The organism is Bradyrhizobium sp. USDA 3311, from assembly GCF_054062495.1.
In genome coordinates, this window is record NZ_JBSSFI010000001.1 from 9,215,929 (window position 1) to 9,238,393 (window position 22,465).

The following is a 22,465-nucleotide window of genomic DNA, read 5'->3' on the forward strand; positions in this document are numbered from 1 at the left end:
TCACGTGACTAGAAGGCCGCGCCAATCTCGACTCGCGCGTCGACTATACGTCGAGGAGCTCGGTAGTTGGTGAGCTGCATTGGAGCCGGAACGGGACGCCGCCGAACCAAGGCGCCCCGACGCACTTTGCCGGGGGTTGAAAGCGCGCCGGGCCCGCCCCAACATCATCAGTACATCCGTGATGATGCTTGCGGCAATGAGACAAGCAGCGTGGCGGAATTGAGGCTCATGCATTTTATACTTGAAATTAATAAATGTTCTCGTGAGCTGCTCCAAAGCACTTGAATCGCACGTAGCGTCACGTTGTACGATCGCGCACTTGGCGCTCTTCATCTAGCAAGCAATTTATTTTCCGTGACACGCCGGCCTTCAACGGGAGGCATCCGACTCGTGGCATCTGCTGAGAGGTGCTGCATATCGAAGGTAAGCGGCGAGACGCCCGCCTCCCAAGCCAGCCATTGCTCCATGCTTTAGTGCCCTTGGATTCCCAAAGGATGATACCGGCTGGACGAGCGATCGAACCGTTGATCTGCTGGACGACGTGCGCGCCAGCTCCTTTGCCGATCGCCTCAATCGTCTCCGTAGGAAACGGCTGCGAAGCAAGGCTTCGAGCTCGAGCTCGCGCACTTCGCCCGGGAATTGCTGGAGGGCTGCTCAGCCTTGCGCTTCAACTCCTTGATCGTCTGGGCAATCGACTCCATCGATTGATCCTTCTCAAGCACACGCAAGCGCGCGGCTTCGTCAGCTTCCTGCCTGGCTTTCGCCTGGAAATCACCGATTGAGACCTATTCGATGGCAGATCGAGTTCACGTTCTCTTCATCAAGGGCACGTTGCTTGCGGATCAGCTCGGCTTGAGCCTGCTGCGCCTCGGCAAGCCTGGCATTGTTGGCTCCAAGTTTTGACAAAGCTCGGCCGCTTCGGCAGTTTGTGCCATTAGCTCGGCCGCCGCAGCGTCTCGAGCCTTCTTCGCTTCCATGGCGACGAGCTGGCCGCGCTCGGCAGCTAACCGCTCGGCGAGCTGGTCCTCGACTGCTCGCGCTGCGTGGCCCCTCGCTGCTGGGCAAGGCCTCGGCCTTGCGGGCAACCTCGGCATCCTTGTCCGCCAAGTTTTGCTGAAAGCGCCGGCCGGTTCCCTCATTCACGGAGCAGCAAGAGAATCGGTGAGGTGAATCTCGTGATTGCAGTTCGGGTGGGCCGATGAGCGGCACCCGCCGCGGGTGTTTCAGGTTCTGAGCCCTCATGCCCTATTGTGCTGCCGGACTAGACGTGATCTCGCCAGCGTCGGCGCATTTTACCATGCGACTTTATCGTGATTTCCACATCCTGGTCGAATGCCATGAGCATCCACATCGGCTTTTCCTCGGAAAAGCCCAGCGACAGCCTGGCCCGCTTTTGGTGATGCCTTTAGATCCGTGGTTTTCGTCGCGAAAGGTTGCGCGTCAAGGAATGCGGAAGCGACGCGCCCTCGGATGAATGACTGACACTGCGCGCAGGCTAGTCAGGGGAGACTAGCCGCTCCGACCGTGCTCATACGAGAAGTTCATTCTACCCACAAGCATCCAGATAATCGCTAACGAGCGGCTCTCATTCCCATTCTCACTCCCGGCCCCTAAGCCGCGTTGGCAGTGACATCGAGAGCGGGACCAGACTTGAGGAACAGGTAGGCCCGTTTGACGTAACGCAAGGACAGAAGAGAGGGCGTCGGTCAGCTTCATACTGTTTGAGCATAGGAAAGTTCAGCCTTGCAGACCTCCCTCCTAAACAAGTATTGCGATGCTCGCCTGCCTTGGTACACCATCTACCCAACCGTACCGGATTTCTCCGCGATGGTCGGTGCCGAGACTTGTGAGACATGGTTGAGGCGGCTGCCGCCCGACGAACCCGTATCGCTCTACCTCCACGTGCCGTTCTGCCGCTCGATCTGCTGGTATTGCGGCTTTCCTACAAGCCTCACTCGCAGCGAGCGACCGATCAGCATTTACTTGGCGGCGATGCATGAGGAGATCCGCTTGGTCGCAGAGCAAGCGCCGCGCGCTCTGCCGGTGAGCGACGTGCATTTCGGCGGTGGGACGCCGACCACCATTGCGCCAACCGATTTCCTGGCCTTGATGGAACTCCTGCGCCGCTGCTTCGCGTTCAGCAAATCAGCTACCATCGCCATAGAAATCGACCCGCGTGCGTTCACGGCCGAGATGGCCGAAACGTTACAAGCAGCCGGGGTCAGCCGCGCGAGCATCGGCGTGCAAAGCTTCGACCCCGTGGTTCAAAGGTCGGTCAACCGCGTCCAGAGCGAGGTGCAGACGGCTTCTGTCGTCGAAAGTCTTCGCCAGCATGGGATAAGCCGCATCAATTTCGACCTTCTCTTCGGACTGCCGCATCAGACGGTCCGGTCCTGCGTGGACTCCGCGCGGACGGCTCTGGCCATGCGGCCAGACCGGCTTGCAGTTTTTGGATATGCTCACGTCCCCTCCTATATGAAACGTCAGCGCCAGATCGATGAGGCGGCGCTGCCGGACAATGTCGCCCGCGCTGAGCAAGCCGCGGCCATTGCAGATACACTGGTCTCGGCCGGCTACCGCCAGATCGGGCTTGACCATTTCGCCCTGCCCGACGACGAGCTCACGCTAGCGCAGAAAGCCGGTCGGCTGCGCCGCAACTCCCTGGGTTATTCGGCTGATACCTGCAAAACCGTGATCGGCTTAGGCCCGTCAGCCATCGGCCGTCTGCGTGACGGTTACGTCCAGAACGAGATCGCAACTGCTTCCTATCACCAACACATTCAGGCTGGTCGTCTGGCAACCTCAAAAGGCTACTTTCTCTCCGCCGAAGATCGCCTCCGAGCCGCAATTATCGAGCGTCTGATGTGCGATTTGCAGGCCGACGTACCAGCGATCTGTGCTGCTCACGGATTTGATCCGATTCCTCTTCTCGATTCGGCCGACCGCCTGGGAATGCTTGCCGAAGACGGGATAGTGGACATTGAAGACGGATTCATTCGGATCAAGCAGGAGCACCGGTTTGTCATTCGTGCTGTTGCTGCCGCATTCGACACTTATCTCGACCGTACCCCTATTAACTAAGCCACGCATGTGAGCAGATCCCAAACATCTAAGCTCTTCGCGAGGGGGCGATCCGAAGAATCGCCTCGGGCAGACGGGCCAGATTTCGAGGATGCAGTGGCGGCGTGATGACATGAACTTTCAGATATGGCCTCAAAACCGGCGAGGGCTGATCAAAAGGAAGTTGATTTAAAGGAAGACGCAGCGGATTCCGCTGTTCAGGGCCACGCCTCGATCACGCGGAAAGGGCTCTGCTCCACCTCCCTCGGCGTGCTCTCGATGATGGTGACGGCCTCAGCGATATGCCGCTGAAGACGCCGGCACCCGCACAAGCTTTGGGTATTTTACGGCCGGAGGCAGCTTTGCGAAGTTACGGTCCACCTCCTCGAGCGCAGTTGAAGACTCGACCACGCCTGCAGCGGCCACTGAGACCTCAAGGCTCGGTGGTCTTCGGTCCTGCGATCACTGGCGCGCCTCCGACGGAAACAGGTCCCTGTGGTTTGGACCGCCCGAGGCGTTTCCTGGCGACGCTTGAAACAGCCCCGGATGACGACAAAGGAGGCACGGAAGCAGCCGAAGGGGCAGGTATTAAACTCTGCAGCGAATCGATCCGCGAAGTCAGCACGGTGATCTGATCCAGGATCCCTTTGAGGTCATCCCGCTGGGCATCGATCCGGCGGTTGAGTTCTGCGATCTCATCGCCAGCTTTCTGCTGTGCCCACTTTATGTCGGACAGGGATGCACTGTCCTCCGGTGACAGGCTCATCGTTGAAGCGACTTCCCGGGCTTCCGGCGTCTCGACAAACTTTTCAAGGTTAGCCCAAAGCCAGGCGCCAGCAGCACACGAGCCGACGAGGACAAGCGGGAAAACCAGGGGAATCCGTCTTGACGGCCGGTGCAAGAGCGGCCGCAAGTCTGAAGCGGCCGCTTGATCAATCCAGTCCATTGTCCCTCGCTCAACATCCCATTCCAGCAGGCTTATTTCGTCGAAGCGACAGCCTGCGATACTCACGCGCTCCAGTAGCTGCCAGCGTCGAGAATAATCAATCTTGGCGACCTTCCCGATCGGCTGCCACTGCTCTTATCAAACTCCCTTCTTGAGCAACGCAACGCGACAATTTGCGCGCGTTCTCCATGATAGCATCACCATCGAATGGTTCTCGTCTTCGTCGGCGATGGCGCAGCATTTTCTCATCATTCAGAAGAACCTTGCAGATTTTCCTACCTTGCCGCTGCACGAATGCAAACCGTCCACCGATTGCTGCAGCGTGTTCGATGGAATCCCGCCTCACGCGTTGCCGAGACCAGCAACTTCATTCCGGACGCGCCACGTGAGCGCCACGGCTGAGCGGCCGAGCCGCAATGGCCGATTGGACCGGCAACCATTGCACCTGGTCAACTACCAATTCCGGCAGGTTGTTCGAGATGACGGGCACGTGGCAAGCGTGACCAACGAACGCCGCGCACGTGAAGGATTCGGATGCAAGACAGATTTTGCCGCGCCAACGGCGCTGACGGAGGCAGCAACTGCTCGCCGATACACGCCAAAGCTGCTCGATGGCTGATTCCTCTGGTCTCCTGGGCCACCACGTTAGACGTTGTGGTGTGGTTGCCGGGCGCGCAAATTCAAAGGCTCTCCGGCCTTCGAGCCTGGCGATTGTCGCGTCTTTCGGTGACAACGATACCAATGGAGCGCTTCGTGAAGCCAGGCCGCTTGCCGGGCGAGCCTTGCTTTCTGGTAGCTGCCGTTTCGTCGAGAAAGCCGCCTTCGATGCAAATGCGCGGCACCGCCGGAATCGCCTGACTCACAGTGCTGGCCATTCGCAATGTCTTGGCGGCCAGGACAGCGAGGTCCCGGGCGCTCGGCGTGAGCATTTTGCCGAGCCAGCGCTCGCCGCTGGCTCTCGGCGCAGCGGCCGTGATGCTCAAGAAAGTTGCAGACCAGACCATCATCGCGCCGCGAGCGGAGAGGTTTGGGAAGCCTGAGTGGTTCTCTTGGGATAGATCGAATTCTGGCTCGTCCCCCTCGCCCTCGGACGCGAAAACGCCGGGAGCTCACTTTGGGCCAATCAGGCCGCAGTGCAATCTATTTATGGCCGGCAGACATGGACCCGAAGTGCGCCATGCGTGATTGCTTACTTGCGACGACCTCGCCTCGGACATACGCGGCTACGGCAGCACTTTCTTCCAATTTTAGACCAAGGGGAAAGCAATGTTGGCTTGTTATCGCACTTTCGCTAACGGCTTGTCTGGTCGGCAATTCCGTACTGGCACAAACCGCGAGCGGGCTTGATCCTAGTAGCCACCCTGTGGATCAGGCCAGCAAAAGGGCTTCCGATCGGGCCGCAAAGCTCCCGATCGACCTGATCCGTCAGGCAATCCGCCCTCCTGCCCCGGCGTCAGCAGCAGGTCCCGGAGTGCCTTTCGAGAAGCGCGGCAATGCGGACAGGGCTGCTCAGACGAGACCGCAAAAGACGATCGATCCCTTCGCAAGGTACGACGATCTGCGTGAAAAAGGGTTGTGGCTCAACATACCCGGCCCTGCGGACACAATTGATCAGGACAACGTTAGATCGGCGCTGGCAGATGTCGGCATCGGCTACATCGGCTGGACACACAACAGCTTTGCAAACAACCAGCTGCCGAATGCAGCCAGAAGCACTATCGCAAACCAGCTCTATATGGGCCAGAATCCGACCTTCGCGTCGGCAAACTTCATGATTGTCACCTACGATCTCAGCCGGTTTGGCATTGCCGACGGACAGATTGTCGTAGGAGCCGAGCAGCAATACTGGACGTGGGATCGCCCGGGGCCAGATCGAGTGGGAATCAATACGCTCGCCTACTACCAGACCTTCTTCGACAGGACACTAGAACTCAAACTTGGCTACCTCAGAAACCAAAATGAGTTCACCGGCACATTGTTCGGAGGGATTACAGGATCGAACATGTCTGCCTTGTTCCAGGCAGGGATGAGCACCAATGCCGCGCCCACGCCGGCGGTCAACTTGAAGTACAATTTTGACGATCGCTTGTACAACAAGGTCTCCATCCAACGCTCAATCAGTCCAGATGGTCCCTATGCCCAGATAACGGAGAATCCCACCGGCTTGAACTGGAGCACGGCCAATGCAGGCATCCTTCTCGTTGAAGAAGCCGGCTACAAGAGCAAGGCTGCTCCGGGCGTAACCGACACGTGGCTGCGGGCGGGCGTCGGTTTCAACAATAGCCGCTACACGAATTTGGCGGATCCCAATCAACAAAGGGAGAGCGGAAACAATTTCTACTACATCGCTGCCGACAGGCAGCTCTCGCAGAGTGACGCCCCTGGGTCGCCGTCTCGCGGCATCTATGGCGGCTTCTCCGTCATGGGAACTCCACCTGACCTCAACAGGATCAGCCGGTATTATGAGCTGCGTCTTTATGCGAAGGGAGCTTTTGATAGTCGGCCCAGTGATCTGATTGCTCTCGTTGCGACCAACACAGCCTGGAGCAAGCATGCAGTGGATGCTGCTCTGGCTAAAGGCCAGCTTGCGCACCGCCAGACCACAGCAATCACGGGGACATACACCGCGCATCTCGCCCCGGGGATATATGCAAGCGTCGGACTGTCATACATTCACAACCCGACAAGCATCACACACACGCCCCAAACGGAGCATGCGCTCAATCTGTTGGTATCTACGTTGATCTTCTTCTGATCATCGCATGCGCCATTCTGCTCCCACGTTCTCGTGACGCATGGGACCGAAGCTTCGCGATCTCCTTGAAAGGATCGGCCGCAATGCGCTAGACGAGCCCGTTAGGTCGGATATGACCGGACGCCAGCTGGAAGAGATTATGGAGAAGGATCTCGTTAGTTCTCCAGGGAGCATCGGGCGGATGGAGGAGAGGCTGGTCCCGAGCGCCGTCATTTCCGAGGTGGGCCAGCGCGAATAACTCCCTGTATGGTACCATGGCCAGGTCAGGTTCTCGAAAGCTTGCCCGACTACCGAGACCTGTTCAGGTGATCCTGGAGGTGAGGTTAGCGCGGACCCGCAAGGTTCTGACCCATTTAATGTACCAGCTTGGTCGCAGGTGCAGCACGCCGTCTCGGAACAGCCGCAGACGAGCCAGACCCGACAAGATGGCTTTGAGCAGCACTTGGCCCAGGCAAGGCAGCCCGCTCCCGTCGGCGGCGGGGGGCCCCTATCCCCGTCTGCTATCTAAAGACCGGCAGGGCGATTGCTCAATATGCGGCTCAGAAAGTCCACAACCGAACACGGCCGCGGCGCCTTTCACCTTCGTCGGGAATACCGCGAAGTTACTGCCCTGCCCGAGCCCATCGGAGAGGCCAACTATCTGGTTGGCGCCCATTTCTTCGCGAGGGCCGATCCGCCCCACATGGCGCCGGGGTGTTGTACCGAGAGGCACGGGTTCTCTCATGGGCAGGCCATTCTACCATGGGTTGATCAATTAGGTGTTGTGGCGGGAGATAGCCGTGGACGAAACTAGCCTTCATGACTTTGACGGACCGATGTCGCCTCAGACTTGGCGATCATGGGAAGCCTGGACCGACCATCAAGACTCAGAACCGCAACCCAAAAGCCTCCCCTTCGTTGTGGCCCGCCTGCTCTTGTGATTTGGTTTCTGTTGGGATTCGTGGCTTTGGCGAGCTGGGTCGGACTTAGCGCCTTAAATGATCCGGATCCGCCTGTTCGCAACGACAGTTGGCGGAATTCTGGAAACAGGCGTGCTCGTGCCTCCCTGTGCGGTATCAGTAAACGTGACGGCACCAGTTGACGTGAGAGCCGTGCTCTTCAGGCACGGGTATCCTGACAAACTTCGGCGCCGACTTAAATCAGGCGCAGCGAGCGGGCCGACGCGCTCCTGTTTCAGCACCACGAATACGGCACTGCCAACTAATGATGAAGCGACACAATGAGGCAAACGATGCTCGGAGGAGGCCGGTCGTTATGCAATCTGACACCTCCACGACCGGCCTGCTCTTTTGTCCCGGGGGACGTCACATGCGACGTAGAGCAGAGTTCTTCAGGAAGCCGGGGCAAGTGCTGGATTAGCCGGAAGACCAATCCACCCCTCCCAACGTCCTTTCAAAGCAGCTTCCTCGGTCCTGGAGAACCAAAGGCGGCGTCCCGTCTACGAGATCACTTCCAGTGGGCCGGCGTAGTCTTCCGAATGCTTACCAACATATCACCACGATCGACCAGATCGTGCCAGACCACCTCGACTTCGCCGGTGCAAGAAAAACGTCAGCGGAGGATGCTCGCTCCCCTGGAGGCGAAGTAAGCCTCGCAAGGGCTAAAGTTGCCCATTCGATCACGACGAACCAAGCCGCAATCATCATCCTGCTCGGGTCGTGACTCCGTCCGTGGGCAGAGCTGGCTCCGGAATTCTGGACAGGGCGATAAGTGGAGTTTCTGCCTGACGGCGGGCAAGATTGTCCCGCGAATCAGGAGAGACGATGAGCAGACGAACCCGTCGGCACCACGCACCGGCATTCAAGGCGAAAGTGGCGTTAGCCGCGATCAAGGGTGAGATGACGCTGGCCCAGCTGGCTGAACATTTCGACGTGCACCCGAACAGATCACGCAGTGGAAATCACAGCTTCAGGAAGCGGCGGCCGAGGTATTTGGTCCTGGCGGTGGCAACAGAACGAGCGAGCCCGCGGTGGACGTGAAAACGCTGCACGCCAAGATCGGGGAGCTCACGCTGGAGAACGATTCCTAAGAAACAGCATCGCCGACGTTCGGCTCCAAGGGCTGGAGAACGAAGCCGAATGCCTTGGCACGCCGATGCAAATTGTTGACCACTCGCGTCCGGTAGCGCGTCTCGTAGGACGAGGCCCCGGGATCGACATAGTCCATTCCGTATCGCACAGCATTGTAGAACAGAACTGCGATCTTGCGGGCCGTGGCGGTCACTGCCTTGGCCTTACCGATGCGCGATGAAAGTCGCCTGTAAAAGGCGCCGAGCGCAGTATTGGTGCGTCCGACGGTGACGGCAGCAAGGCGCAGAAGCGCCGCCGCCCGGCCGCCGGATCGGCGCGTTCGGGACGAGAGCCTTTTGCCGCCGGAGACCTTGTTGCTCGACGCCAGTCCTAGCCAGGAGGTAAAATGCTTTGCACTTGGCCACGAGGAGAGGTCGTCACCGCATTCAGCGATCAGCTTCAGCGAGAGGTAAGGACCGAGGCCGTCGATCGTGGTGATGTCTTTTCCCAGCAACGCGAATAGCGCCTCGCGGACGTCGAAAGCTAGAGCGTTCGCCTGATCGGTTCGATTCCGACGCAGCGAGGCCGGCGGTGCTGGTCCATGACCACGACCGCGATGGTTGCTCAGTTCCTTCAACACGGCTTCGATCCGGGCGTCGCAGGCAGATGCCTTCTCGTGGTAGGTGTCGTAAAGCGCAAGTGCCTGCTCGAGCGCAAACAGATGCTCGGCGCGGTAGCTCCCGGTGAGCGCCTTCGCAATCGTCTCGGCACTGGAGTGGCAACTGTAATGGCGCAAGCACGCCAGCGCCTCGGGATCGCGCTCGCCGGCAAGGATCGCGCGTATGATACGCAGGCCGGTCGCGCCGGTGATGTCGGCGACGACGTGGTGGAGCTGAAGATTCATCTCCGTCAAGGCCTTCTGCATATGCTGGATGTGTGAGGCCGCGTACTCCAGCAGACGCTCGCGCTGACGCACGTAGGCTCGCAGCTCGGCAATCTGCCCTTTGGGCTGAAAGCTGGCCCGCAGCAACCCGAATGAATGGAGCCGCTGCAGCCATTGCGCATCGCTGACATCGGTCTTACGCCCCGGCACGTGCTTGGCATCCCGCGCGTTGACAAGAAACACCGTAAATCCCCGGGCATCGAGAAGCTCGAAAATTGGAATCCAGTAGACGCTGGTCGATTCCATGACGACGGTCTCGACGCCGCATTCCGTAAACCAGTCGACCAGCCGATGCAGATCGGCCGTGAAGGTACCGAAACTGTGGACTGGCTCCGGTGCGCGATCTGCCCTAACGGCCGCCATATGCATGGTGGCGCCAACGTCGATGGCAGCCGCGTTCGGGTGCACCATCGGCATCTTACCGCCGTCCTTCGACTTCGATCTTTTGGGATTCATCTGTAGTTCCTCCTGACTCCGGCGGAAGGGCTGGGCTGCGCAATTCATTCAAATTCCTAAACGGGATCGCCGAGATGGCGTCACCACTCTCAAGTGCGCAACAGCCCATGGACCAGGTTTTTTGACGGGGTCACGTGCCACCAAAATCGTATCGGCCGCTCCCTTCCGGCCGCAGTCTAGCGGTTGCCCGTTTCTATCCCACAGGGGGCGCGCAGCGTCGCGCATAGTTTTTTAGAAGGCGCGCTCAGCAAAGCCGGCCTGCTGAGCGCAAAGCGATGATCGACCGAGAGCACGACCTGCCGATCACGAAACAGGCGGAAGTTTTGAAGATCGGCCGCCGGCATGTTAAAACGCTGATGCGGCGGATGGGGATAGAGGCGCTCTACCGCCGGCCGCGTACCACCACGCCCGAGCCTGGACACAAGATCTATCCGTATCTGCTGCGCGGGATGGAGATCACACGCCCGAACCAAGTCTGGGCGATGGACATCACCTACATCCCGATGGCGCGCGGCTTCGTGTACCTGGCTGTTGTCCTCGACTGGGCAACCCGCCGGGTGCTGTCGTGGCGCGTCTCAATCACGATGGAGGCCGCATTCTGCGTCGAGACGCTGGAGGACGCTCTCGCTCGCCACGGCAAGCCGGAAATCTTCAACACCGACCAGGGCTCACAGTTCACGGGCGCCGCGTTCACCGGCGCGCTCGCCAGTCACGGCATCGCCATCAGCATGGACGGCCGGCGCGCCTGGCGCGACAACGTGTTCGTCGAGCGGCTGTGGCGCAGCGTCAAATATGAGGAGGTCTATCTGCGCGCCTACGACACCGTGTCCGACGCCCGCGCCTCGATCGGCCGATACCTCGACTTTTACAATGGCCGGCGTCCTCACTCGAGCCTTGACGGCGGCACCCCGGATCAAGCTTACTTCAACCCGCTGCCGTTCCGCGCGGCAGCTTAACTTTGGCAGAAGCTCCACTTATCGACGCGGAATTGCTGTTCAGACAACCGGGACCACCTCAGTCAGCCGATGTTCGATGCCATTCTCTTGGCAGCGCATATCAAACATATGTGTCACGTATCGTGCCGTCGGGCCGCCCGCGTAACGCGGTGGGAAAGTGAACTGGATCCCATTGTCTGTGAGAACCGTGTGGATCTTGTAGGGGACAGCCGCGATCAGAGCCTCGAGGAAGGCGGAGGCTGAGGTCCTTCCCGGCTTCCTGACCAGTTGCACGAAGGCGAACTTGCTGGTGCGATCGATAGCAACATAGAGGTAGAGCTTACCTTCAGCGGTCTGGAGCTCAGCGATGTCGATATGGAAGTAGCCGATCGGATAAGCCTTGAATTTTTTCTTCGAAGGCTTGCTGCCTTCGACCTCCGGCAATCGGCTGATGCCGTGGCGCTGGAGGCAGCGATGCAAGGATGATGCGTGAGATGGCCGTGGCGGCCGGTAAACCCCAGAGCGCGCGATGCCAAGCAACATGCATTGCCGGCGGATCGACAGCGCCATGTCGGCGCGATCGAGCATTCCTCGACGGTCCGGCGTGCTCATCTTCCGACCTCCGCGCCAAAAAAATCGCGCTTTGTCCAATCTTGCCGTGCAGCTTCTCGATCTCGCTTTCGCGAGCGTCCTCGCTCTCCCGCCCGACACCCGCGTCAAAGGCCAGGGCCGCCTGGTCCAGCAGTTGCTTCTTCCAGGCATAGATCTGGTTCGGTGAACCTCATAGCGCTGGGCCAAATCGGCCACCGTCGCCTGCTCCCGCGCCGCTTCTAGTGGTTCATCACAGTGATTTTGACTCTTTAGCGGTGGCTGGATAAGCGCGGCCGAGTTTGGCGCGGGCTTTGTCGGTTGTGAACATCCATTTTATGCTGGCTCTGACCTGCCACTGAGTATTTCCTCCAGAAGGAGTTAGAGTCCGGCCTGAAGATGCAGCGAGACCGAACTTTGGACCACCCGGAACTAGAGTTTTGCGCCTCTGATCACGTTGGCGGGCTGGTGTCGCCGACGTGATTTTGCAGCAAAATCGGCGGCCGATTGCCGATCGCCCCGTGGGGCCGTTCTTCGTTATAGTATCTGCGCCAACTCTCCACCTTTTGCCGGGCATCCGCAAGGGACAGGAACCAGTGGGCGTTGAGGCATTCGGCCCGGAAGCGGCCGTTGAAGGCTTCGATGAAGGCGTTGTCGGTCGGCTTGCCGGGTCGTGAGAAGTCCAGCGTGACGCCGCGCTGGTAGGCCCAGAGGTCAAGATCGCGCGACACAAACTCGCTGCCTTGATCGACCCGGATCGTCGCCGGGAGTCCCACTTCATTGCAAACCCTTTCCAGCACCTCCACGACGTCGGTGCCGCGGAAGGTGAGCCGCGGCTCCAGTGCGGGCGAGAAGCGTGAGAAGATATCGACGATCGTGAGCACCCGGAGCTTGCCGCCGGTGGCCAGCTGGTCATGAACGAAGTCCATCGCCCAGATCTCGTTGACGCGCGTCGCGGGCCGTCGGTCGTCGCGCAGCTTGGCCTTGACCCGGCGCTTGGGCGATTTGTTGCGCAATTGCAGGCCCAATTCGCGATAGATGCGACGGGTCTTGTTCTGCCCGTGACGCCATCCCTCGCGGCGTAGCAACACGTGGACACGGCGATAGCCGTAGCGAACGCGCACATGGCAGATCTCCTTGATCCGAGCTTCGAGGGTCGCCTGGCCGGAGCGACGAGATTTGTAGTGGTAGGTCGAACGGTCGAACTCGAGGGCCGCACAGGCCTTGCGGATCGACACCTGCCACTCACCGCAAACCTCATCGACGAGCTTGCGCTTCCGGCCAGGCTTCACAGCTTTCGGCGGATCACGTCCTGCAGCATCTCCTTGTCGAGTGACAGATCCGCCACCAGCTTCTTCAGCTTGGCGTTCTCGTCCTCGAGCTGCTTCAGCCGGCGCATCTCGGTCGGCAACAGCCCGTCATACTTCTTCTTCCAATTAAAATAGGTCGCTTGGCTGATCCCGGCCTTGCGGCAGATGTCTGCAACCGGGACCCCGTCATTGCCCTGCTTCAAAATAAACGCCTTCTGGGCGTCCGAAAACTTCGAGGCCTTCATCGTCGTCCGCTCCTCCCAGCCGAGGGGATTTACGCAGCGCAGACTCTAGCCAAAATTGGTCCAGTTTTCCGGCCTCAGATCAAAGAAGGACGGACAGATGAAGCGAGCAAGGTTTACGGAAGAGCAGATTATCGCAGTGTTGAAGGAGCATGAGGCCGGGGCGAAGACGGCCGATCTGGCTCGCAGGCACGGGATCTCTGAAGCGACGATCTACAATTGGAAGGCCAAATTCGGCGGCATGGATGTCTCCGAGGCCAAGCGGCTGAGGGCCCTGGAGGAGGAGAACGGGAAGCTGAAGAAGCTTCTTGCCGAGCAGATGCTCGATGCAGCCGCCCTTCGCGAGCTCCTTTCAAAAAAATGGTAGGGCCCGCCGCCAAGCGCGCTGCTGTCGCGCATCTGCAGGCCGTCATGAGCCTGTCGGAACGGCGGGCCTGCTCGATCGTGGGCGCGGATCGGAAGATGGTCCGTTACCGCTCCAGCCGTCCGCCGGACGCTGCTCTACGCGGCCGGCTGCGTGACCTCGCCAACGAGCGGCGACGTTTTGGCTACCGCCGGCTGTTCGTCCTGCTGCGGCGAGAGGGAGAGCCCTCGGGGATCAACCGGATCTACCGGCTTTATCGGGAAGAAGGGCTCACCGTCCGCAAGCGGCGGGCTCGCCGCAAGGCCGTGGGGACCCGTGCCCCGATCCTGGTCGAGGCGAGGCCCAATGCGCGCTGGTCGCTGGATTTCGTCCACGACCAGTTCGCCAACGGTCGGCGCTTCCGCATCCTCAACATCGTCGACGACGTCACCAAGGAATGCCTGGGCGCCATTCCGGACACATCGATCTCGGGGCGGCGCGTGGCCCGCGAACTGACGGCGATCGTCGAGCGGCGCGGCAAGCCAGGAATGATCGTGTCCGACCATGGCACCGAGTTCACCTGCAACGCCATGCTCGCCTGGTGCAAGGACGCAGCCATCGACTGGCACTTCATCGCACCAGGAAAGCCGATGCAGAACGGCTTTGTCGAGAGCTTCAACGGCCGGATGCGCGACGAACTGCTCAACGAGACCTTGTTCTTCGAACTCGACGATGCTCGCGCCAAGATCGCCAACTGGGTTGCCGACTACAATCTCCAGCGGCCTCACTCGTCGCTGAAATACCTGACCCCCGCGGCCTATGCCGCCCACCTCACCGCAACGGACGACCGGCTGCGCAACCCCGACCAGCTCCGCCGATCGTCCGTTGCTCCACCCGCGCCACTTGGCGTACAAAACCCCGAGACTCTAACCGCCACCGGATGAAAACTCAGTGGCAGGTCAGCTCGGGTTTTATTTCGCCGCCGTTGCCATGCTGCGATCTCGTTTCGGAGCCTTTTGGGATCTCCGATGCGGCGGCCGAGACACTGGCGCTGTAGCACGCTGATCTCGCATTCGACCATGTTGAGCCAACTGGCGTGTTTCGGGGTAAAGTGGAATTCGAGGCGGCGCAGGATGCGCCGGGCCTCGGCGGGCGCGAAGGCCTCATACAGCGCCCCAGGCTTATGGATCGACAAATTGTCCTGCACGACACGGATGCAGGCGGCGTCGGGATAATGGACGTCGACGAGATCACGCATGCAGTGGGCGTAGTCCACGGCGGCGCGGCGGTCGGTGACCTTGACGTTGCGCCAGCCCCGATGTGGATCGAAGGTGACGAAGAGATTGGCGGTGCCGTTGCGGCGATACTCGTAATCGTAGCGCTCGCGCTGTCCCGGTTGGGCCGGGACCGGCTGGCGCACCTCGCCGATCAGCTGGATGGGGGTCTCGTCGAAGCAGACCAGCGGCCGGGCGGGATTCTGCGTCTCGGCGTAGAGGTCGAGCACGTCCTCCATGCGGGCAACGTATTCGCCGTCGACATGGGGAATGCACCACATGTCCCTGCGCCACGGCTTGAGGTCGTTCTCGGCCAGCCGGCGACGCACGGTCTCGCCCGACAGGCTGTTGTGATCGGTGAGCTTGACCATCGTGTCGGCCAGCAGCGTCAGCGTCCAGCGTTTGCAGCCAGCGGGCGGCTTGGCGCATGCGGTCGCCACCAGCAGGGCTTCCTCCTTGCCGGTCAGCTTGCGCTCAGCGCCCGGACGCGGCTCCTCGCTCAGGGCCCGCTCCAGATTGCCTTCCACGAAGCGGCGCCTGGTCCGGCCGACGGTGGAGAGGCTGACACTCACGGTCCGGGCAATCTCCTCGTCGCGGCCGCCCCTATCGGCCGCTCTGCGCCCGCTTCAGCTTGCGGGCGGCGTGCTTGCCGCCACCGAGCATCGCCGTCAGTTCATCGCGCTCGGCTTGGATCAATTCGACCCGATAACGTACATTCATGCTTTGCCTCCTTGTCGGAGGCCGGGACGAATCCAGTGATGAGTCAAAAATCAGGCGCGCACTTCACCGAGAAGCAGGGACATTACCTGGCCTTCATCCATACCTACGCCCACATGTTCGGACGCCCACCCGCCGAAGCCGACATCTAGCGCCACTTCCGCGTCAGCCCGCCTTCGGTCCACCAGATGATTGTCACCCTCGAACGAAACGGCTTCATCCGACGTCAACCCGGCGTCCCCAGACGCATCGAAATCCTCGTGCCGCCGGAAAGCTTGCCGATCCTCGAATGGCTCGGCATCAAAACGTCAAAATCACTGTGGTGAACCACTACCTAGCGCGATCTTTGCCTTCAGTGCCGCGTCGACCTTGCGTCTCGTCTTCGTCGTCATCATGCGTTCCGTCTATCAAACGGAGCAGCCCGTTCAACAAGCACGTGGTCCCAAAATCAGGGCCATTTCAGTTGCGATGGTCCCGTGGGAGACGATCAAGCTCAGGCTCCCAGCGTTTGTGCTCTATCGCAGAAGGGCTGGACGCGTTGCAGTCTTCTCTCTCGGCCCTGCACGTGGTCATCGTCAGGTTACCGACAGCTTTCCCCGGCTAAACACTTGGCGCTGATCGGACTGGAACACATCGCACGATGCTCACGGTGTAGGCATACTCGTGGGGGTGTTGTGGTGTGAGGGCCACGTCGAGAAGTGGACTCTTAGATAATCGGCCTCGATCTTTGTTCGCAAACCCCGGGACGTCAGATTCAGGCCAGCTTCAAACAGTGCTATATCTTTGAAAGTGAGAACGGATGGATTTCCCCTCGACCCAGTGGGTGCGTGAACAATCGGACAGCGCAGGCCCGCAGCAGAGGTCGGCCGCGGTTCCGTCCCCAGGAGCGGAGATATTTGAGCGGCACCTGACCGAGATCGTTTTTGGAAGCGGTGAAGCAATGCCGGAGCAGCCGGCTCAGCCAACAGCGGTTGCAATAAGGCGCAGCCCGCAGCCTCTTTATCCCGAGGATGCTTCGCTTATTTGTGGGCTTCAGGACGCCCTCATCAAGGGCGGGGCCACCGAAAGCACCGCCAAGTCCAATGTGTGTCGCCTAATCACCTTCGGCCACTGGCTCTTAGCAAACAACAAAAAGTCGATCGGTACCCGGCTGAGCCATGAGTCACTAATCGCTGATGCGCGTCAGTTCATCGCAGAGGGGAATTACAGGGGTATCATCGGGGCAATACGTCATCTTCGGGACTCGCAGTTGATGGGCGGTGTCGCGCAGGTCAGACGCCCAAATCCTCACTTCGAGGACGTGACTCTCATCAAAGAGTACAAGAGCGAAACACCGACCCGAACCACCAATAACTATGCCCCTTATCTTGTCCGCTTCAGTGACTATCTTCGTCGAAACAACCGGCCGAGTTTAGCTGCTCGGCTTTCCGAAACGTCGTTGTATGAAGATGCCAAGACTTTCAAAGCGCACCACGGTGGTGATCGGAGGACCCTATCCGCGCTCGCTCATCTCCGCAAATCCCAGGCGGGCGCTAAGGCGATGGAGCTTGAGCGCCATATTGATCCCGAAGACGCAGCCCTGAAGGAGCCGAGGCAGGTCGGCGCCGCCGCTGCGCAGCACAGCGCGCCGCAGGAAGTCGGCGGCGGGCCAAAGGAGCTTCCGGCGGAATGCCACGATCGGGATTCGCTTTTGGGGCTGATGGATGAACCCGGCGCTGTGTTATCTGTCGAGCCGGCCGCGCGCCATGACGGGGCACCCGACCCCGGAGCGTCGGTCCGTCCCTTGACCTTTCGCCAAGACGGCGGGCAATCGCCGGACGAGCCGATAGGCGCGCGTGCCAGGAGTGATCTGCCAAGCGAGGGGGACCTTATCATCCCTGATCACCGCATGGTGGAGCGCGCTGACCCCGGGCAAGGCCCTTGGCAGGCGGAGGATGATCTGGCCTGGTCGCCGCTCTTAAACGTTGACCCAGAGGAGCTTCGACGGCTACTGGATGACGAGCCGATGTCCTCGCAGCCGATCTATAATGCGGCGGAGCTTCAAGACAGTGAAGACCCGTTTGAGCAGCTGCCGAGCGAAAATTTGGCGGAGCTTCTGGAGGCGCTTGCTTCACCTCGCCATTCGCCAGCGGACAGTGTCGATCAGCCTGGCGCAGCCGTTCCTTGGCCATTGCAAGCTGGCGATCGCAACCGCATTTGGCTGGAGGCGGAGCAGGCTGGCCATCTGCCCATCAGCGGTGCGCATGACCCAGCTGATTTGAGGCCAGCGAAGAGGCCGAGAACCCTAGACCCTTTGCAAGGCGTTGGCAGCGGGCAGCAGTTGAGCGCGGTCGGCAATTCGGGCGGCCGCCTGCTGACGCCGGCCTCCGCCGATCAGCTGGGTCCATCGCCTTGGCAGGCGCAGCCGATAGTGCCAGAGAGCGGCTACGAAGACGCCGCGGTGCAGCATGCGGTCGCGACTGACCTTGACGCCGCCGCTGCGCAGCCCAGCGTGCCGCAGGCTGTCCGTTGGCCATTGGTCGTCCCGGAAGATTACGTTCAGGGTCTGCATTTGATGGTGGAAGACGGCCCGCGGTGGCCCGGGATTCCTCCTCAGCAGGAGCAGGACATAGTTCAAGCTGAAGGGCAGGAATCTGGCTGGTCCGCCTCAACCTGGTCGCCGCAGATGCCGTCCGACTTTGATTGGAGTATGTGGCCGACCTTGGAAACAGCGCCAGCGCGCTTTGCTGTCAGGACTCACTCAGACGCTGACGATGGTCTTGAAGTATCGTTTAATTCGAATTCGCTCGCAGCCTTCGAGCCGCATGACACTTGGGGGCCGCCGCTTGACGTTCCGCCGCCGTTTGCAGGGCCAGGACTAGGGCATCACCGTGGCGCTCGACAGCGCGAAGCGCCGCAGGAGCTTGCCCCAATCCCGGGCGGGGAAGAATTAGCTTGGCTGACCGAGCAGATGTGGTCTGAGGATCCATCGGCTAGGCTGTCAGACATTTACCGCAGTTCCGTTAATCCGAATCCACCTGCAGCCTTCGAATTGGGTGACAATACGAGCTTTGCGCCGGTGCACGTCGCCAGGGCTGGCTCAAACCTCTCCTCAGGTCTCCCATTGGTTGACCTGACTGCACCTACGCTGTCCGAATTCAGCGATGAGGCTGATTCTGCGTGGCGGGGGCCAACCAGCTTCAATGCTCAGATCGGGACTTTGGATCCGACCGTCTCCAGCCGGAGCGGGCTGATGCTCGGCGATAGGGAGTGGCTCACCGATGACCATATTCTCAGGGATTATGAGCTCCTGGAGGAGGATTTGCGGAACATCGATCCGATTCTCGCCGGCCGGACGCAGTTCGTGGACCCCATCGTAGCCAATCAGCAGCTGGCCTGGGGCGATACGCAAAGTGCCTTCCAAAGCATCGTCAATCGGCAAGGTCCCGATAGAGCCGACTTTCTGTTCGTGCCAGTGAACGATGCCCATCCTCCTGATTTCCGCGGCAGCCATTGGTCGCTGTTGCTCGTTGACCGACGCGATCGTCAAGAGCCGGTCGCCTATCACTACGACTCCGCCGGACGCTACAATGCAACACCTGCAAGACAGCTCGCAGGCCGGCTAGGCGCCCGTCTGGAGTGGCCCCGCGCGCCTCGGCAGGACAACACCTATGATTGCGGCGTCTTTGTCGTCGACGCCACGCGGGAGCTGGTTAGTCAATTGGCGCAAGGAGAGCAGCCGGACCAGCTGAACCTCGACGAACTCGTCCCCGATCGGCAAGCACTGCAAAACCGACTGAGGGGCTGAGGTCGGCTATGCGGATCCCGCGAATTTTACAAGCTAGGCGTGAAGGCATCCATCGTCACCAACAACCAAAGAGCTCCCGGCGGCTTGTTCGTGCTTCACGCCTGCTCGCTGCCGGACAACCCCTACGACGGTCACACCCTTCGCGACGTCATCGAGCGCACCGAGAGCCTCACCGGCTGCCCGATCGAACGGGCCTATGTCGACAAGGGATATCGCGGCCACGACACACAAAATCCCCGCCGCGTCTTCATCTCGGGCCAGAAGCGCGGCGTCTTCGGCGTCATCAAGCGCGAGCTACGCCGCCGTTCCGCCATCGAGCCCATCATCGGACACATGAAGAACGAAGGTCACCTTGGCCGCTGCTATCTCAAAGGCCGCGCCGGAGATGCCGCTAACGTTCTCCCTCGGCCGTTGGCCACAACCTCCGCCGTGTCCTAGCTTGGCTCAGAGACCTTTTGTCCCTCTTCCTGCTCTCACTCTGGCCAACGCTCAACTGTCCAGTTCAGCCCAGTTCGGCTTATTAACAACTTCTGAGACCGGATTATGCGGGGTCTGGCATTGATCGGCTGCGATAGAGGATCAACAAGGCACGCAAGAGTTCCGCGAACCATCGCAGGAGCAGGCTGAAGTTGATGGGGTGGACGCCCCCCGACGGCATCGATGTGCCAAAGTGGAGACGTTGAAACCACTTGAAGGAGGCGTCCATGGTAACTGTTAGCACAATTGGCTTGGATTTGGCCAAGAACGTATTTCAGGCGCACGGTGCGGATGCGGGTGGCGCGGTCGTTTTCAGAAAGAAGTTGCGGCGAGATCAGGTGCTTAGGTTTTTCGCCGTTCAACCGGCTTGTATAGTTGCGATGGAGGCGTGTGCCAGTGCCCACTACTGGGCGCGCGAAATCGCAAAGCTCGGTCACACTACAAGGCTGATTGCGGCTCATTACGTGAAGCCGTTCATTAAACGCCAGAAGAATGATGCAGCTGACGCGGAAGCGATCTGCGAAGCTGCGCAACGCCCGACTATGCGCTTTGTGACAATCAAGAGCGAGGAGAAGCAAGCATCCGCGGTCGTGTTCCGAACTCGCGATCTGCTGGTGCGCCAGCGTACCCAGGTCATCAATGCGCTACGCGGTCATCTCGCCGAGTATGGCGACGTCGTGCGACACGGCCCGGCACATGTCGCCAAACTGATCGCACTTGTGCAAGATACCCGATGCGATTTGCCGGAGGCGGCGCGCGCGATTCTTACGATCTTGGTCGAGACCCTGCAGGCGCTCGAGGCCAAGCTTAAAGTACTTGATGCCGAGATCGCAAGGCGGGCCAAGCAGGACGACGTTGCCAGGAGACTGCTGGCGATCCCGGGTGTAGGCGCCGTGGTTGCGACAGCGATTGAGGCTCTCGCGCCGCCAATGGAGGTATTTAGAGCGGGGCGCGACTTTGCCGCGTGGTTAGGCTTGACGCCATTGCAGCGCTCTACCGGTGGCAAACAGCGCCTCGGCAAGATGTCGAAGATGGGCGAGCGGACGCTACGGAGGCTTCTAATTATTGGAGCCAGCAGCGTAGTCCGCCAAGCGGTCAGCCGCGGCGCCCTGGCTGGCTCGTGGCTCACGCGCATGCTCGCCAAGAAACCGAGAATGCTTGTGATTGTCGCACTCGCCAACAAGATGGCGCGTGTCGTCTGGGCGCTGATGGTGAAGGGTGGAATTTATCGAACTCCGACCGCAGCCGCGTGAGCGAGATTGCGGATCTGAGGCGGTCGAAGATGTGAGAAGGTCAATGGAGGTATGGCGCAACGGTCGGTGAGACGAGGTCGGGAAAACCAGTCCAGGCTATATGTGCCTTGAGCACGGGAAGTTGATTTGGACCCGATCCGCTTACTCCCATACGGGCCCGCGGCATGTGAAAGGCCGCATCAGAGGTCGGACACATGTCAGCACCCGATCACACGCCGCACCATCCAAAAGATTCTTCTTGCATCGAAGGGGGCGTCCACACATGTAGCTGGCCGCGGCGAGGACGGCGTTGATGCGGTCGCCATCGCGCCCCTTGAGATAGTTGCGGCGCATCCGGTGGCCGTCCTTGAGATGGCCGATCACGGGCTCGACGGCGGCGCGGCGACGCATCTCGCGGCGGATGGCTTTGGTGACCCTGCGGACTTGACCTGAGATCCAGACCTTGAAGCGGTGAGGATAGTTGTGGCCACGATAGCCTTTGTCGCCGTGGATGCGGCGCACGGCGACACCGGTCAGCTTTTCGAGCTCGGGGATGACGGGAGCAAGCGTGCGGCCGTCATACTGCGGATTCCAATGATCGCGCGCGGGTATTCCAATCTGATGCCGCGCAGCGTCCCAATCTGATCGCGCGCAGGTAAAGCCCCCGATCGTTAAAGGCAATTGGCACTATCGTTAGCCTGTGGTCAAGCGGCTGTCGAAGAGAGCGGGTCTGATGTTTGATTTTGGCTCGACGGAGCGAAGCTGACCGGACGCGCACCCCCGACAGTGCCGTAGCGGCCGGTCAGTTTCGCGGGCCGCAGACTAGGTCTTCATCGGCCGACCGCGTAATCAAGGCCGAGGAGGAACGGGTGGGCGACGCATGGAGTCACCGTTCAGTTCGAGCCTGTGAGCGTTGTGAAGCAGGCGATCAAGTATGGCATCGGCATAAGTCGGATCATTTATGAGGTCATGCCATTTGGTAATTGGAAGCTGGCTGGTGACGAGTGTTGATCGACGGCCGTAGCGGTCTTCGAGGATTTCGAGCAGATAATGGCGGGCGTTGGCATCGATGGCTTGGAGGCCCCAATCGTCGAGTCACGTTGAGCTCAACGTGATTGGACTTATGTGCAGCGCGCAGTGATGTGGAGCGATATAGATCTCCCCGCTATTAACAGCCGCTTCGACCGTCCCTACTCAACATAACTGACGACGGTAGCGTGGTTCTCTCTCGTTCATCCGAAGGAGGCAACCATGCTCGAACACTTATTCCGGAAGGTTCACGCGGGTTACACGGCATCGCCCAATGGCACTTTGTTGGAAGATTTCGCTACTTGGCTCATCTCGGCTGGCTACGCCCGATCTACGGCCTGCCACCACGTACGAGGCCTAAA

Annotated in this window: 12 protein-coding genes and 7 pseudogenes; 10 read left to right on the forward strand and 9 right to left on the reverse strand. The window is 60.2% G+C overall.

Annotation, left to right across the window (positions count from 1 at the left end; genetic code table 11):
- Nucleotides 1-298: 298 nt before the first annotated feature.
- Nucleotides 299-658, reverse strand: coding sequence for a DUF2130 domain-containing protein (locus ACVWW6_RS43820; RefSeq protein WP_333927158.1), 360 nt, complete (start codon nt 656-658; stop codon nt 299-301).
- Between the two features lie 1,085 nt (nt 659-1,743).
- On the opposite strand from ACVWW6_RS43820, the gene hemN reads away from it, so the two are divergent.
- Nucleotides 1,744-3,081 carry an oxygen-independent coproporphyrinogen III oxidase gene (hemN, locus tag ACVWW6_RS43825; RefSeq protein WP_097669941.1) on the forward strand — a complete coding sequence of 446 codons (1,338 nt, stop codon included), beginning with the start codon at nt 1,744-1,746 and terminating at the stop codon, nt 3,079-3,081.
- A 412-nt stretch (nt 3,082-3,493) separates the two neighbouring features.
- Here hemN and ACVWW6_RS43830 read toward each other — a convergent pair whose 3' ends face one another.
- Nucleotides 3,494-4,006, reverse strand: coding sequence for a hypothetical protein (locus ACVWW6_RS43830; protein ID WP_456682970.1), 513 nt, complete (start codon nt 4,004-4,006; stop codon nt 3,494-3,496).
- Between the two features lie 103 nt (nt 4,007-4,109).
- Here ACVWW6_RS43830 and ACVWW6_RS43835 point away from each other — a divergent pair, with 103 nt between their 5' ends.
- Complete coding sequence (locus ACVWW6_RS43835) at nt 4,110-4,625, forward strand: hypothetical protein (RefSeq protein ID WP_456682971.1); 516 nt, start codon at nt 4,110-4,112, stop codon at nt 4,623-4,625.
- A 61-nt stretch (nt 4,626-4,686) separates the two neighbouring features.
- Here ACVWW6_RS43835 and ACVWW6_RS43840 read toward each other — a convergent pair whose 3' ends face one another.
- The gene (locus ACVWW6_RS43840; RefSeq protein ID WP_161536474.1) at nt 4,687-4,989 is read right to left on the reverse strand and encodes a hypothetical protein; all 303 of its coding nucleotides are present in this window, start codon (nt 4,987-4,989) and stop codon (nt 4,687-4,689) included.
- A gap of 380 nt (nt 4,990-5,369) precedes the next feature.
- Here ACVWW6_RS43840 and ACVWW6_RS43845 point away from each other — a divergent pair, with 380 nt between their 5' ends.
- Together ACVWW6_RS43845 and ACVWW6_RS43850 are read left to right on the forward strand one after the other, a co-directional pair.
- Entirely contained in the window at nt 5,370-6,761 is a 1,392-nt protein-coding gene (locus ACVWW6_RS43845) for a carbohydrate porin (protein ID WP_456682972.1), read from the forward strand.
- Nucleotides 6,762-8,524: 1,763 nt separating this feature from the next.
- Nucleotides 8,525-8,784: pseudogene (locus ACVWW6_RS43850) on the forward strand (transposase); the annotation flags it as partial.
- A gap of 2 nt (nt 8,785-8,786) precedes the next feature.
- Here ACVWW6_RS43850 and ACVWW6_RS43855 read toward each other — a convergent pair.
- Nucleotides 8,787-10,169 carry an IS110 family RNA-guided transposase gene (locus tag ACVWW6_RS43855; protein ID WP_456682973.1) on the reverse strand — a complete coding sequence of 461 codons (1,383 nt, stop codon included), beginning with the start codon at nt 10,167-10,169 and terminating at the stop codon, nt 8,787-8,789.
- A 227-nt stretch (nt 10,170-10,396) separates the two neighbouring features.
- Here ACVWW6_RS43855 and ACVWW6_RS43860 point away from each other — a divergent pair.
- Nucleotides 10,397-11,125: pseudogene (locus ACVWW6_RS43860) on the forward strand (IS3 family transposase); the annotation flags it as partial.
- Nucleotides 11,126-11,179: 54 nt separating this feature from the next.
- On the opposite strand, the pseudogene ACVWW6_RS43865 reads toward ACVWW6_RS43860, so the two are convergent.
- Nucleotides 11,180-11,590, reverse strand: a pseudogene (locus tag ACVWW6_RS43865) (DDE-type integrase/transposase/recombinase); the annotation flags it as partial.
- Between the two features lie 554 nt (nt 11,591-12,144).
- Nucleotides 12,145-13,247 (reverse strand): IS3 family transposase gene (locus ACVWW6_RS43870; RefSeq protein ID WP_172645944.1). Its coding sequence is split into 2 segments (ribosomal slippage): nt 12,145-12,986 and nt 12,986-13,247, totalling 1,104 coding nucleotides; the frame shifts between segments, so codons are not numbered across the junction.
- A gap of 97 nt (nt 13,248-13,344) precedes the next feature.
- Here ACVWW6_RS43870 and ACVWW6_RS43875 point away from each other — a divergent pair.
- A protein-coding gene (locus ACVWW6_RS43875; protein WP_456680096.1) for an IS3 family transposase occupies nt 13,345-14,531 on the forward strand; the annotation gives its coding sequence in 2 pieces (ribosomal slippage) (nt 13,345-13,597 and nt 13,597-14,531; 1,188 coding nt in all).
- Here ACVWW6_RS43875 and ACVWW6_RS43880 read toward each other — a convergent pair.
- A pseudogene (locus ACVWW6_RS43880) lies at nt 14,531-15,581 on the reverse strand (IS630 family transposase); the annotation flags it as partial. The gene ACVWW6_RS43875 and the pseudogene ACVWW6_RS43880 sit on opposite strands and share 1 nt — an antisense overlap.
- A 185-nt stretch (nt 15,582-15,766) precedes the next feature.
- Between ACVWW6_RS43880 and ACVWW6_RS43885 the strand changes: the two are divergent.
- The 4 genes and pseudogenes from ACVWW6_RS43885 to ACVWW6_RS43900 all read left to right on the forward strand — a co-directional run bounded on the left by ACVWW6_RS43885 (nt 15,767) and on the right by ACVWW6_RS43900 (nt 21,095).
- The gene (locus ACVWW6_RS43885) at nt 15,767-15,904 is read left to right on the forward strand and encodes a hypothetical protein (protein WP_456682974.1); all 138 of its coding nucleotides are present in this window, start codon (nt 15,767-15,769) and stop codon (nt 15,902-15,904) included.
- 473 nt (nt 15,905-16,377) lie between these two features.
- Nucleotides 16,378-19,365: a Ulp1 family isopeptidase gene (locus ACVWW6_RS43890; protein WP_456682975.1), complete on the forward strand. Its 2,988-nt coding sequence runs from the start codon at nt 16,378-16,380 to the stop codon at nt 19,363-19,365.
- Between the two features lie 27 nt (nt 19,366-19,392).
- Nucleotides 19,393-19,889 (forward strand): annotated as a pseudogene (locus tag ACVWW6_RS43895) (IS5/IS1182 family transposase); the annotation flags it as partial.
- A gap of 180 nt (nt 19,890-20,069) precedes the next feature.
- Nucleotides 20,070-21,095: an IS110 family RNA-guided transposase gene (locus ACVWW6_RS43900; RefSeq protein ID WP_456682976.1), complete on the forward strand. Its 1,026-nt coding sequence runs from the start codon at nt 20,070-20,072 to the stop codon at nt 21,093-21,095.
- Between the two features lie 141 nt (nt 21,096-21,236).
- Here the strand turns inward: ACVWW6_RS43900 and ACVWW6_RS43905 are convergent.
- Together ACVWW6_RS43905 and ACVWW6_RS43910 are read right to left on the reverse strand one after the other, a co-directional pair.
- Nucleotides 21,237-21,671, reverse strand: a pseudogene (locus ACVWW6_RS43905) (hypothetical protein); the annotation flags it as partial.
- 252 nt (nt 21,672-21,923) lie between these two features.
- Nucleotides 21,924-22,169, reverse strand: a pseudogene (locus tag ACVWW6_RS43910) (ATP-binding protein); the annotation flags it as partial.
- Between the last annotated feature and the right edge of the window lie 296 nt (nt 22,170-22,465).

What these genes read in the sequence shown, in the direction of transcription:
- ACVWW6_RS43830 (WP_456682970.1), bottom strand. Translation starts at nt 4,006, where the DNA reads ATGGACTGGATTGATCAAGCGGCCGCTTCAGACTTGCGGCCGCTCTTG.
- ACVWW6_RS43855 (WP_456682973.1), bottom strand. Translation starts at nt 10,169, where the DNA reads ATGAATCCCAAAAGATCGAAGTCGAAGGACGGCGGTAAGATGCCGATG.
- ACVWW6_RS43885 (WP_456682974.1), top strand. Translation starts at nt 15,767, where the DNA reads ATGATTGTCACCCTCGAACGAAACGGCTTCATCCGACGTCAACCCGGC.
- ACVWW6_RS43890 (WP_456682975.1), top strand. Translation starts at nt 16,378, where the DNA reads ATGGATTTCCCCTCGACCCAGTGGGTGCGTGAACAATCGGACAGCGCA.
- ACVWW6_RS43900 (WP_456682976.1), top strand. Translation starts at nt 20,070, where the DNA reads ATGGTAACTGTTAGCACAATTGGCTTGGATTTGGCCAAGAACGTATTT.